This window comes from Halorubellus sp. JP-L1 (assembly GCF_011440375.1).
In the GTDB taxonomy this organism is placed as follows: domain Archaea; phylum Halobacteriota; class Halobacteria; order Halobacteriales; family Natrialbaceae; genus Halorubellus.
The window spans coordinates 690,230-701,561 of sequence record NZ_JAAOIR010000002.1 but is presented as its reverse complement, the minus strand read 5'-3'; the positions used below and the strand labels follow the sequence as shown (position 1 = coordinate 701,561).

At 66.8% G+C, this 11,332-nt stretch carries 12 protein-coding genes and 1 tRNA gene; 5 read left to right on the top strand and 8 right to left on the bottom strand.

Annotated elements, in window-relative coordinates:
- Window positions 1-22 precede the first annotated feature (22 nt).
- The 3 genes from G9C85_RS12020 (at window position 23) to G9C85_RS12010 (ending at window position 1,472) form a co-directional block, all read left to right on the top strand.
- Window positions 23-814, top strand: a complete 792-nt coding sequence (locus G9C85_RS12020) for a glycosyltransferase (RefSeq protein ID WP_166040236.1) — start codon at window positions 23-25, stop codon at window positions 812-814.
- Entirely contained in the window at window positions 814-1,338 is a 525-nt protein-coding gene (locus tag G9C85_RS12015) for a GtrA family protein (protein WP_166040234.1), read from the top strand. The genes G9C85_RS12020 and G9C85_RS12015 overlap by 1 nt, the downstream gene beginning before the upstream one ends.
- Window positions 1,339-1,397: 59 nt before the next feature.
- Window positions 1,398-1,472 (top strand) — tRNA-Met (locus G9C85_RS12010).
- A 213-nt stretch (window positions 1,473-1,685) separates the two neighbouring features.
- Here G9C85_RS12010 and G9C85_RS12005 read toward each other — a convergent pair.
- The 4 genes from G9C85_RS12005 to G9C85_RS11990 form a co-directional block, all read right to left on the bottom strand.
- The gene (locus G9C85_RS12005; protein WP_166040232.1) at window positions 1,686-2,123 is read right to left on the bottom strand and encodes a TIGR03668 family PPOX class F420-dependent oxidoreductase; all 438 of its coding nucleotides are present in this window, start codon (window positions 2,121-2,123) and stop codon (window positions 1,686-1,688) included.
- A gap of 64 nt (window positions 2,124-2,187) precedes the next feature.
- A complete protein-coding gene (locus tag G9C85_RS12000) occupies window positions 2,188-3,750 on the bottom strand; it encodes an ABC transporter ATP-binding protein (protein ID WP_166040230.1) in 1,563 nt (520 codons plus the stop codon).
- Window positions 3,747-4,820: an ABC transporter ATP-binding protein gene (locus tag G9C85_RS11995; protein ID WP_166040228.1), complete on the bottom strand. Its 1,074-nt coding sequence runs from the start codon at window positions 4,818-4,820 to the stop codon at window positions 3,747-3,749. Before G9C85_RS11995 ends, G9C85_RS12000 begins: the two co-directional genes overlap by 4 nt.
- Window positions 4,817-6,454 (bottom strand): ABC transporter permease, encoded by a 1,638-nt coding sequence (locus tag G9C85_RS11990; RefSeq protein WP_166040227.1) that lies wholly within the window; start codon window positions 6,452-6,454, stop codon window positions 4,817-4,819. Before G9C85_RS11990 ends, G9C85_RS11995 begins: the two co-directional genes overlap by 4 nt.
- Window positions 6,455-6,681: 227 nt before the next feature.
- Between G9C85_RS11990 and G9C85_RS11985 the strand changes: the two genes are divergently transcribed.
- Entirely contained in the window at window positions 6,682-7,701 is a 1,020-nt protein-coding gene (locus tag G9C85_RS11985) for an ABC transporter permease (RefSeq protein ID WP_166040225.1), read from the top strand.
- A 334-nt stretch (window positions 7,702-8,035) separates the two neighbouring features.
- Entirely contained in the window at window positions 8,036-8,593 is a 558-nt protein-coding gene (locus G9C85_RS11980) for a rhodanese-like domain-containing protein (RefSeq protein WP_166040223.1), read from the top strand.
- Between the two features lie 232 nt (window positions 8,594-8,825).
- Here the strand turns inward: G9C85_RS11980 and hpt are convergent, their stop codons facing one another.
- The 4 genes from hpt to G9C85_RS11960 form a co-directional block, all read right to left on the bottom strand.
- Window positions 8,826-9,395 carry a hypoxanthine/guanine phosphoribosyltransferase gene (gene hpt, locus G9C85_RS11975; protein ID WP_166040221.1) on the bottom strand — a complete coding sequence of 190 codons (570 nt, stop codon included), beginning with the start codon at window positions 9,393-9,395 and terminating at the stop codon, window positions 8,826-8,828.
- Window positions 9,396-9,402: 7 nt separating this feature from the next.
- Window positions 9,403-9,906, bottom strand: a complete 504-nt coding sequence (locus G9C85_RS11970; RefSeq protein WP_166040219.1) for a type IV pilin — start codon at window positions 9,904-9,906, stop codon at window positions 9,403-9,405.
- Between the two features lie 67 nt (window positions 9,907-9,973).
- Window positions 9,974-10,429 carry a type IV pilin gene (locus G9C85_RS11965; RefSeq protein ID WP_166040218.1) on the bottom strand — a complete coding sequence of 152 codons (456 nt, stop codon included), beginning with the start codon at window positions 10,427-10,429 and terminating at the stop codon, window positions 9,974-9,976.
- A gap of 176 nt (window positions 10,430-10,605) precedes the next feature.
- Window positions 10,606-11,175, bottom strand: coding sequence for a hypothetical protein (locus tag G9C85_RS11960; protein WP_166040968.1), 570 nt, complete (start codon window positions 11,173-11,175; stop codon window positions 10,606-10,608).
- Between the last annotated feature and the right edge of the window lie 157 nt (window positions 11,176-11,332).

The window sequence follows — 11,332 nt, the reverse complement described above, 5'->3', positions numbered from 1 at the left end:
CGCGCCGAGCGACGTAGAGTAGATGTCGCAGTCCCTCGGTGTCGTCCTGCCCGCGTACGACCCCGCGGTGGACACCCTCGCCGCGTACGTCGACGCCCTCCACGGAGCGCTCGCGCCGTCGGTCGTCCGCATCGAACTGGACGCGCCGGACGCGGCGACCCTCGCCGCGCTCGAGGACGTGAACGCGACCGTGAACGCGGTCGACGCCCGCCGCGGGAAGGGCGCCGCGATCACGTCCGGGTTCGAGGCGCTCGCCGACGACGTGGACGTGCTCGCGTTCGCGGACGCCGACGGCGCGACGCCCGCGGCCTCCATCGCAGACGTCGTCGCCGCCGTCACGGAGCGCGGCGCGGACCTCGCGGTCGGCTCCAGGCGCCACCCGGACGCGGACGTCCGCAGCCACCAGACGTTCGCGCGCCGCTACCTCGGCGACGGGTTCGCGTTCCTCGCCCGCCGCGCACTCGGGATCCACCTGTACGACTTCCAGTGCGGCGCGAAGGCCATCACGAGCGACGGCTGGCAGCGCGTGCGCGCGCACCTCTACGAGCCCGGGTTCGCGTGGGACGTCGAACTGCTCGCGGTCGCCGCCGCGCACTCGCTCTCGATCGCGGAAGTCCCCGTCACGTGGGAGGATCAGCCCGACTCCACGGTGTCGCCCGTGTCGACCGCCCTCGAACTCGGCCGCTGCCTCGTCCGGAGCCGCCACCGCATGAAGGAACTCGACGGGAGTAGCGTCCACGAAGCGATCGCGGACCGCCGCACGGGCCGCATCGCGCTCGTCGACCAGGCCCACGGCGACCTCGAGGATCACTGATGGACGACGACGCCCCCGCCGACGACACCTCGAATCCCGCAACCTCCACGACCACGCGACCGTCGACGACCGACGATCGGAGCGTCCTCGACCGATTCCGCGCACTCCTCTCCGGCGTCCGGTTCGCCGAATTCGCGTCCGTCGGCGCCGTCGGCGCCGTCCTGGACACCACCCTCCTCCTCGTCCTCACCGGCCCCCTCGGCGTCGCGACGTGGCTCTCGAAACTCGCATCAGCCGAAGCCGCCATCCTCCTCATGTTCGCCGTCAACGAACGCTGGACGTTCGCCGGCGAAGGCGACCCCGACAAGTGGCCCGTCAGACTCGCAAAATCCAACCTCGTCCGCGTCGGCGGCGTCCTCGTCGCAACCGGCGTCGTCACCGCCCTCGACGCCTACGTCGACGTCTCCATCCCCGTCCTCGACTTCGACCTCTGGCTCGTCTTCGCGAACGGCGCCGGCATCGCCGCCGGCCTCCTCGTCAACTACGTCGCCGAGAGCCTCTTCACCTGGCGCGTCCACGAGTAAAATTGCCACACGGCGCCACAATCACAACCCTTAACTAGCGAAGCCGGGTACGTGGATGTAGCGGGATGGGATAGCCAGGAGATTCCGGCGGGCTCATAACCCGCAGATCGGTAGTTCAAATCTACCTCCCGCTACTTTTGACGCGAACAACACGAGGAGCGGAGCGATGAGTGTCGTGAGCGTCGAAGGTAGCATCGAGGAGATTTGAACCAGGGAGCACGCCTCGTGAACGCAGTGAGCGAGCGTGCGACCGTGGTTCGAATCTACCTCCCGCTACTTCTGGCGGCTCGGATTATTCATCTATCAGTCTGAGCAAGTAGTTCGAACGCTGTTTTTGGGTTTCGCGGTCAATTATCTGGATGTTCGAGGGTGCCCCAGTGGTGGACGCTGCCGGGGATGACGTGGACGAGTGGGCGGTCGTCGAGGTCGTGGTCGTGGTATCGTTCGTATTTGTCTCGGAGTGCGGTGACGGCGCCGTGGTGGTCGTCGTGGTCGGGCTGGCGGACGGTGGCGGTACCGAGCACCTCGAGCCAGCCGAGGCGGTCCCAGTTCTCGTGGTAGTGGTCGACGACGATGGCGACGTGCGGGTTCTCGGTGACGTCGCGGACGCGGCGGAGGGCATCAGGCGCGTTCGCTTTCGGTTTCTCGTCGATTGCTGTGACGATCGCGTCGTCGTGGAGCGCGAAGCAGATGGGGACGGCGTGCGGCCGGCCGTCGGCGTCGGCGGTAGCGAGGCGTGCGACGCGGGCGGCGGCGAGGTACGCGCGTTCGTCGGCGTCGAACATGCGTCGACTGTGGACACCCAGGGCCGAAGTAGTGCGTGTCGGCTCGGAAAGCGACGATCGTCGCTCAGTCGTCGGTGGCTTCGCCCGCGATGGTGGCGCGGTCGTCGGCGACGTCGTGGTCGTCGAGGAGGTGGCAGGCGGCGTCGTGGTCGTCGCCGACGTCGCGGGTCTTCGGCGCGCTCGCTTCGCAGGGCGTCGTGAATTCGCGGCCGAGGAGATCCGCGGCCTGTTCGGGGCTACCGTTCGCGAGGAGTTCCAGTGCTTCGTCGAGCACGGCTTCGGCGTCCTCGTCGGCGAGCGAGTCGGGGAGGTCGTACTCGGTGCGGATGGCGTCGACGTACGCGCTCCCGGGGACGTTCGCGGCGTCGTCGACGTCGGCGTGCGAGCGCGCGAGTTCGTGGACGGCCGCGTCGTCGAGTTCGCCGGTTTCGACCTGGTGGCGGAAGTCGAGGACGCGCCGCCAGACGTCCTGGTCGAACTCGTAGTCGTCGGGCTGGATGACCTTCGGGCAGCGCGTGTGGAACCGGCAGCCCGACGGTGGGTTCTCGGGGCTGGGCACGTCGCCCGTGAGTTCGACGCCGAGCCCGCGCTGGCGCGGGTCCGGGTTCGGGATCGACGACAGCAGCGCTTGCGTGTACGGATGCTGTGGGTCCGCGAACAGCTCCTCGGTCGGTGCGACCTCGACGATCTCGCCGAGGTACATGACGGCGACGCGGTCGCAGACGTCCTTGACGACGCCGAGGTCGTGACTGATGAACAGCATCGACAGCCCGAAGCGATCCTGGAGGTCGTTGATGAGGCTGAGGATCTCCGCCTGAATGGAGACGTCGAGCGCCGAGACGGGTTCGTCCGCGACGACGAGCTCGGGGTTGACGACGAGCGCTCTCGCGAGCGCGATGCGTTGCTTCTGGCCGCCGGAGAACTCGTGGGGGTAGCGGTCGGCGTCGCTCGCCTCCAGGCCGACGCGCTCGAGGAGGTCCTCGACGATCTCGCGCTGGCGGTCGTCGTCCGTGAGTCCGTGGATCTGGAGCGGTTCGGCGACGCTGTCGCCGACGGTCATCCGCGGGTCGAAGCTGCTCGTCGGATCCTGGAAGATCATCTGGGCCTGCCGCCGGAAGCGCTTGAGTTGCGCGCTGGAGAACCCGGCGACGTCGCGGGGATCGCGGTCGACGTCGTCGTCGCCGCGGACGCCGTCGAGGAACCGTTCGAGGAACCCGACGTCCTCGTCGTCGTCGGGGATCTCGCCGTGGTAGCGTATCTCGCCGGCGGTCGGTTCCTCCAGTCGGAGCAGCGACGTCGCGGCCGTGGACTTCCCGCACCCGGATTCGCCGACGAGGCCGAGCGTCTCCCCGCGGTGGAGCGTGAAGTCGATGCCGTCGACGGCCTTCACCGTCCCGACCTGTCGACGGAGGACGCCCTTGGTGATCGGGTAGTGCTTCTGCAGGCCGTCGACGGTGACGAGCGCCTCGCCGTCGGTCCCCCGCCGCGCCGGGCCGCCGTCGGCCTCGTTCGTTCGCCGACTCGACCCGTCGTCGTCTGCCCGTCGTCCGTCCGATAGCGTCTGGTCCGTCGTTGCGTCCGCGTCCGTCGTTGCGTCCGCGTCCGTCGTGGCGTCCGTCTCTGTCATTCGCGTTCACCTCCGTCAGTTCGTGCGGCATCGTCGTCCAGTGCCGCTCTCGCCGCCGCGACCGACGAGTTCCGGACCGTGCTCGCGTCGTAGCCCGCCTGGTAGTAGACGCACGAGGCGACGTGGTCGTCGGCGCCCTCGACGTTCACGGCCGGTGGCTGCTCGCCCTCGCGGCACTCCTCGACCGCGTACGGGCACCGGGGCGCGAACCGGCAGCCGTCGGGTGGGTCCGTCGGGTCCGGGAGCGTCCCGCCGATGCCTTCAGCGGCGTTCCGGCGACCGGGCAGGCACTCGAGGAGCGCCTTCGTGTACGGATGCGACGGGTTCTCGAACACGTCGAAGACGCTCCCCTTCTCCATTACCTTCCCCGCGTACATCACGACGACGCGGTCCGCGACCTCCGCGACGACGCCGAGGTCGTGCGTGATGAGGAGGATGCCCATCCCGAACTCCTCCTGGATGTCGCCGAGCAGGCGCAGTATCTGGGCCTGTATCGTGACGTCGAGCGCGGTCGTCGGTTCGTCCGCGATGAGGAGGTCGGGTTCGCCCGCGATCGCCATCGCGATGACGACCCGCTGGGTCTGCCCGCCCGAGAACTCGTGAGGGTAGTCGTCGTAGCGTTCCGCAGCCTTCGGGATGCCGACGCGATCCAGGAGGTCGACGGCGACCTCCCTGGCTTCGGATTTCGTAACGTCGCGATGCAGGCGCACGGCCTCCGCGACCTGCCGGCCGACCGTATAGACGGGGTTGAGTGCGCTCTGGGGGTTCTGGAAGACGTGCCCGATGCTCCCGCCGCGGAGCTTTCGGAGGCGCTTGTCCGGAACCGTCAGCAGGTCCTCGCCCTCGAACGAGACCGTGTCCGCACGGATCTCGCCGGGTGGCTGGGGGACGAGTCGCGTGATGGCTTCGCTCGTCACGGTCTTCCCGCTCCCGGACTCGCCGACGATGCAGACGGTCTCGCCGCGGTCGACGTCGAACGACACGTCGCTGGCCGCTCGGACGGTACCGCTCTCGGTGTGGAAGTCGACGCTCAGGTTTCGGACGGAGAGAAGTGGTTGGGCTTCGGTCATTGGGAATCACCTCTGGGGTCGAGGACGTCGCGGAGCGCGTCCCCGAGCAGACTGAACGAGAGGACGGTGAGCGCGAGCGCGAGCGTCAGCTCGGTCGACACCCACCAGGCGGTCGGGAAGTTCTCGAGGCCGTTCGCGATCGATTCGCCGAGCGAGATCACCATGATGTCGTTCAGGCTCAGGTACGCGATCGCGGCCTCGGCGAGGATGAGCATCGGGATGCGGCGCGTGACGCTCGTCAGGACGGTGTTCGAGACGTTCGGGAGGACGTGGTCGCGCATGATGCGTCGGTCGTCCGCGCCGGCGGACCGGGCGGCCGTGATGAACTCCGCTTCGCGTCGCTGTACGACCTCCGAACGGACGAGTCTTGCGGCGCCACCCCACGAGAGGAGGCCGAACACGAGGATGAGCAAGAACAGGCTCCGACCGAACACGTGACTCAGGACGATGTACGCGACGAACGCGGGGATCGTCTGCTGGATGTCGATGTAGCCCGTGAGGGTGTCGTCGACGAGTCCGCCCGTGTAGCCCGCGAACGTCCCGACGAGCGTCGCGATGGGAAGCATGATCATGGACGTGATGAGCGCGACCTCGAGACTTACGCGGAACCCGACGAACAGGAGCGGGAGGACGCCCTTCCCGACGTAGTTCGTGCCGAGCGGGTTCTCCCACGTCCCCAGGCAGCCGTCCGCTGTCATCCGGCCCGCGCAGGAGTCCGCGGCACTCACGCCGATGGCGGGCCCGAACTCGAGGAACTCGTACATCGTGAACCGGACGGCAAGCAGCGTCCCGAGGCCGACGACGACGCCGGTCGCCGCGAGCGCGAGCGGCCGCTGGAGCGCGTCGATTCGGTTGTACGCCGCGAGGACGACGCCGAGCGCGATGGCGGCCGCGAGCACGAGCGTGAACAGGTCGGTCTGCCCGAACGGCGTCCACACCGGCACCGGCGGCTGGTGCGAGAACGTCTCGTAGCTCCCCTCCACCTGTTTGAACGTCGTCGGCATCCCGACGATCGCGTTCCCGAACGCACCCCCGAGGACGAAGAACGACACGTACCCGAGCGCGAGCGCGCCCGTCGGATGCTTCCGGAGCCGCGAGAGGTACGTCCGCGTCCGGTCGAGGTCGTCGAACAATCGCCCGAGCACGAAGCATACGAACACGAGCAGCGAGAACACGAACACCCACTCGACGCCGTAGACGTCCCAGTAGAGGTAGCCGTACACGGGGATCGAGACGCTGTCAAACGTCGGCTGCGGCGCGATGTAGTAGTAGTCGTACGCGAACGCGACCCCGAGGACTGTCGTCAGGACGCCGAACAGCTTCGTCCGAAGCTTCGTCCGCGACCAGTTCTCGACGACCGGGAGCGCGAACAGGAACACGTAACAGACCGCGAGCACGACGTACGCGACGTCGAGGGGCGTCGGAGTTACCCACCTGATCGACCGCGCGGCGACGTCGACCGTCGGCACCTGCGTGCCGGATCCACCGAAGACGGTGTAGGCGAAGAGCGCGAGGACGCCAGCGAGGAGCGCAGAGAGCGCGCCGCGGCGGACGCCGACCGCGTCCGGTTCGGAGATCTCGTCCCAGTCAACTCGCTCGAACGCCGCGAGCTCCCGACGGTCACCCATCGCCATCGACGGTCACCTCGTCGCCCACGGTAGCGAGACGCATCAGCATCGAGAAGACGATTCACCCCCACGACTAAATAGATACCATATTGTCAAAGGGTGACTTTAGTAACCACCTCGACGCAGTGTTGTGGTTTCGGTGAAATGAACGGGAACACCCACCCGGTTTTATTACCGGTCATCGGGGAGTTGGTTGCGATGACCGAGACTCGCGACGACGCGGAGGGCCACCCGTGAGCTTCCAGATGAAGGTGGCGCGACGCGCCGCGTTCGCCGTCCTGTCGATGTTCGTCATCCTGACGACCGCGTTCGCGTTCATCGCACTCACCGAGGACCCGAACGTCGGCGCGGTCGCCTACGAGGCGTCGAACACCGGCGGCGATCCGGCCGAGGCCGTCGAGGCGTACCGCGAAGCACGGAACCTGAACGATCCCGTCCTCGAGCGATACGGGAACTGGATGGTGAGCGTCGTCACGCTCGACTGGGGGATCTCCTACAGCACCGGCCAGCCCGTCCTCTCCGTCCTCGGGGACGCCCTCCCGTTCACGCTCCTGTACCTGATTCCGTCGATGGTGCTCTCGCTCGGCATCGGCGTGAGCGTCGGCCTGTTCTCCGCGCTCAACCAGCACTCGCTCTCGGACAAACTCGCGACCGCCGCCGCGTACTTCAGTCTCGGCACGCCGAACTTCTGGCTCGCCCAGATCCTGTTCGTCGTCGCAATCACGCAGATGGACTGGGTGCCGTACCTCTACATGCCCGCCAGCTTCGACATCTGGGGCGGGTCGCTCGCGATACCGCTACTCCCCGACGTCCCGCTGCTGAAGCAGGACGTCCTCAAGTACTACACGCTCCCCGTCCTCACGCTCACGACCGTCCTCCTCGCCGGCCAACTCCGGTACGCGCGCGCCGAATCCCTCGAGTACGTCGACGCAGACTTCGTGAAGATCGCGAAGGCCAAGGGCGCCGGCCCGATCCGGGTGTCGCTGCACATCCTCCGGAACGCCGCCATCCCGCTCGTCGCGCTGTTCTTCACCGACATGCTCAGCGTGCTCGTGCTGAACATCTTCGTCATCGAATTCGCGTTCGCCATCCCCGGGTTCGCGCAGGTCAGCATGAACGCCATCACCGCCCGCGACCTCCCGCTCATCCTCGGCATGACGATGGTAATCGCGCTCGTCGGCGTGTTCGGGAACTTCCTCCAGGACATGGCCTACACCGTCCTCGACCCCAGAGTCGGCAGCGACGCCGAGTGAAGCACGACGTCGACGGCGTCGTCTCTCGGCTCGAGCCTCGTTGCATTCACAGACTCGACGCCGAACCCACTGCTCCGTGCACTTGCGAACGTAACGCCTCAAGTTCTAACAGATTGCGATAGTGTCGAAACGGCTATGCTGAATACAGGGTTCGTATTCATCGATCGGACAGTCGGAAACCCGACTGAGAATCTGGCGGGTGCAGCACCTGTTGATTCCACCGTGTTCACGCCGTGACAACGAAGCACCCAGTGAAAATTTGGCACTAGATAACTCGAAGACTCGCCGCCGAGAACTGGCGAGTGGAGCTACCGCTCCAGAGAGGTGCATCCACATGCCAACGACGGGATCTGAAATCGAGGAGGAATCGCGTCAAATTCCGGAAGAACTCGTTACCGAGGGCAATCAGGGCCCCGCGAACAGTGAAGACGACGACAGCCGGCGCGATTCTTCAGTCTCCGAGCCCTATCCCGGGCCTGATGGGGTCGAAGAGGTTACCTCGATCGATCACAGACCGGTCGCGGAAGCCCCCGCAGTCAGGACGTACCCATCAGAGGAAGCGCTCGATCGACGGGATGAGACCGGCGTCCTCTTCGTCGATGTCCGTGAAGCCCACGAGGTGGCCGAGGGTGTCATTCCCGGCGCCATGCATGTCCCCCTCGAACGGGTGGAAACTGCCATCGATCCCGACAGTCCCTCTTACAACGCGGCATTCGACGACGCCGCGGAAATCGTGTTCTACTGCGCGTCAGGCAGACGGTCGGCGGTCGCTGCGCAGCGGTCCACGGAAACGGGGTTCTTCCAGGTTGCCCACGTTGAGGGAGGAATCCGTGCATGGGCGGATGCCGGCGGCCCGGTCCAAGCGGTCAGGGCACCGGACCGCCTGCGGTAACCCTGGCCTCAATGATCGAGCCACACCTGTACGGCCGGTTCGTACATGCGACCATGAATAGAATGTTCCCACCGTGCTGAACGTAGCCGCTGTATTCAGCACGCGGCTCTTGACAGGCCATGGGTAGGTCGCTGAGCACAGCGGCACTTCGTTCTCCTGCATCTATCGATTTCCGGATCCTGTGCGTCAAGAGAGATCCGAGTTCGTCTACGGGAACTTCGGGATCTGAGCGTCAGTCGTCGCCGTCCGCGTCGACGATGACGACCTCGCCGTCGACGACGTCGACGTTCACGAGCGTCTTCACGTCGTAGCCCGCGTCCTCGATCGCGTTCTCGCCGCCGACCTTCTTGATGACGGCGACGGTGTCGACGACCTCCGCGCCGATCTCGTCGAGCGCGCCGAGGACGGCGGCGAGCGTCCCGCCCGTGGAGAGCACGTCGTCGAGGACGAGGACGCGGTCGCCCTCGCGGACGTCGTTGATGTACATCTCGTTCTCGGAGTACCCCGTCGTCTGGTGGAGCGCGGTCTCGCCGTCGAGGCCGTACTCGCGCTTTCGGATGACCGTCAGCGGGATGTCAGTCATCAGGGAGACGGCGGTGGAGATGTGGATGCCCATCGCCGCGGGCGTGACGATCTTGTCCACCTCCTCGAGTTCGGCCTTGCGAATGATGCGGATGACGATCTCGCGGAGGAGCCTGGGGTCGAGCTGCGGGACGCCGTCCGAGATGGGGTGGACGAAGTAGTGATAGCCGTCCTTCTCGACGATCGGGCACTCCAGCAGGGACTCCTGCAGTCGGTCCATGCCGGAACTACTCAATGCGAGGCAAAAAGGTGGCGGTCCGTGCGTTCGCCGCCGAGTCGACTGGCGGGGCGTCGACTCGCCTGAGGATGGACGACGCGGGACTCGCGTCGGGCGCGCCGTCGTTCCACGACGCGAGCACGACGTACGTGCCGTCGTCCGTTCGCCAGGCCACGTAGACGGTGTCGTCGGCCGCGACGCCCTCGATGGTGGTGGCGTCGCCGGCGGTGATGGCGTCGCCCGCGGGCCAGCGACCTACCTCCTCGAACGCCCGGTTCGCGAGGACGACGCGCTCGGCGTCGAGCGTGCTGCCCCCCTGGTGCGTGACCGCGAGCCGCTCCGCGTCCGCGTCGTACGCGAACTCGAACGCCGCGTCCGGCTGGCGCTCCGTCGGCACGACCGCGCCCTCCAGGTCGAAGACGACGAACCCGACGACGAACGCCGTCACGACGACGAGCACCGTCATCGCGAGCGCGTGCAGCGCGTTCGTCCCGCCGGCACGTACCCCCACCATGTCACGACGAACACTCGCCTCGAGAGTACGAGAAGCTTCTGGCAGCCAACAGCTCGACGCGACGGCCCTAGCGGTCCGACGTCGCGATGATCGAGGACTGCTGGCCCTTCTGCCAGATCACCTGCACCGTCGACGACTCCGAGATGGTCGAGTCTTCCAACACCAGTTCGTCGCCGCTCGTCACGTCGTCGCCCCATTCCGACGATTTTTCACCGTATGGACTAGTGGAGACCGCACTGCCGTCCTCCCACGCGACGGCACCGTCGATCGCCACGCGGAGCGTGCTCGTCTCCAGTTCGTCGCCGCCGTTGTGCCGGAGCGTCACCGTGCTCGGACTTGCGGACTCGTCGAACTCGAACTCGATGACTGCGGTCGGCTGCTGCTCCGTGACTGCGCTCCCGATGTCGAGGACGAACGCACCCACGGCCGCGGAGAGGATGACGGTGACGGCCACCATCAGGACGACGCCGATGACGGGCGACACCGCGTCGTCGTCGGTCAGCAGCCCGTGGATGTCGGTCATGAACCCAGGGTTGAGCGTGGAGTCCTTTAAAGCGTGCGGCCGTCGAAGGGACGGACTGGCACGGACGAGCGGGCCCGGCCAGGGCCGACCAGTGACCGGTCAGGAAACCGACCAGCGACCGGTAAGGAGCCGTCCAGCAGCGGAACCGAGCGACGCGAGACCACCGTTCGGCCGCTTCAGTTTTCGCCGAGTTCGATCTCGGACGGCGAATCCAGGTCCGCGAGCCGCATGTTCCGCTCGTGGTAGACGTGGACGGCCGCGGTAATCGTGAACGCGAGCGAGATGACGAACGCCCACCCGATGCCGTCGAGGACGCCCGAGAGCGGGACCTCCGCCCACACCGCGACGCAGAGCGCGATCGCGACCGCGCCCATCGACAGGTAGATCTCGCGCCACGGCAACTCGTGGCCGGGGACGATCTCGAGGTAGATCGCGAGGTCGTTCGCGCGATCGGTCGCCTCGATGACGCCGTCGTCGGCGTCGTAGTGCACGATGTTCACCTCGGCGAGCCGCGGCAAGTGCGTCTGCTGGAGGGTCGTGTACACGCGCTTTCGCTGTTCGGCGGACACGTTCTCGCACGTCGTCTCGTACTCCCAGGCAGCGACCTGCGTCGCCAGCTCGCCGAGTTCGACCGGTTCGTTCCGGCGCTTGAGGTACTGGAGGACGAACCGGCGACGCTGGTTCCGGAGGACGTCGAAGATCTCCCCCTTCGAGAGGTCCTTCGACGACGCCTGCGACGAGTTCAAGACGCCCACGGCTCACCCTCCGCGAACGCGAGAAATACAGGACCACCACACATGCTTGCTCCACACTCACGCCGCGGACACCATAACTATTCTGTGGCGGTGCTTGCCGTCCCTGCTCAGAGACGGCGTCCGACTCCGCGAACGCGAGAAACCGAGG

Bases quoted from the DNA above. Each gene is read 5' to 3' on its own strand.
- G9C85_RS12020 (WP_166040236.1), top strand. From the start codon at position 23: ATGTCGCAGTCCCTCGGTGTCGTCCTGCCCGCGTACGACCCCGCGGTG.
- G9C85_RS12015 (WP_166040234.1), top strand. From the start codon at position 814: ATGGACGACGACGCCCCCGCCGACGACACCTCGAATCCCGCAACCTCC.
- G9C85_RS12005 (WP_166040232.1), bottom strand. From the start codon at position 2,123: ATGTTCGACGCCGACGAACGCGCGTACCTCGCCGCCGCCCGCGTCGCA.
- G9C85_RS12000 (WP_166040230.1), bottom strand. From the start codon at position 3,750: ATGACAGAGACGGACGCCACGACGGACGCGGACGCAACGACGGACGCG.
- G9C85_RS11995 (WP_166040228.1), bottom strand. From the start codon at position 4,820: ATGACCGAAGCCCAACCACTTCTCTCCGTCCGAAACCTGAGCGTCGAC.
- G9C85_RS11990 (WP_166040227.1), bottom strand. From the start codon at position 6,454: ATGGCGATGGGTGACCGTCGGGAGCTCGCGGCGTTCGAGCGAGTTGAC.
- G9C85_RS11980 (WP_166040223.1), top strand. From the start codon at position 8,036: ATGCCAACGACGGGATCTGAAATCGAGGAGGAATCGCGTCAAATTCCG.
- hpt (WP_166040221.1), bottom strand. From the start codon at position 9,395: ATGGACCGACTGCAGGAGTCCCTGCTGGAGTGCCCGATCGTCGAGAAG.
- G9C85_RS11970 (WP_166040219.1), bottom strand. From the start codon at position 9,906: ATGGTGGGGGTACGTGCCGGCGGGACGAACGCGCTGCACGCGCTCGCG.
- G9C85_RS11965 (WP_166040218.1), bottom strand. From the start codon at position 10,429: ATGACCGACATCCACGGGCTGCTGACCGACGACGACGCGGTGTCGCCC.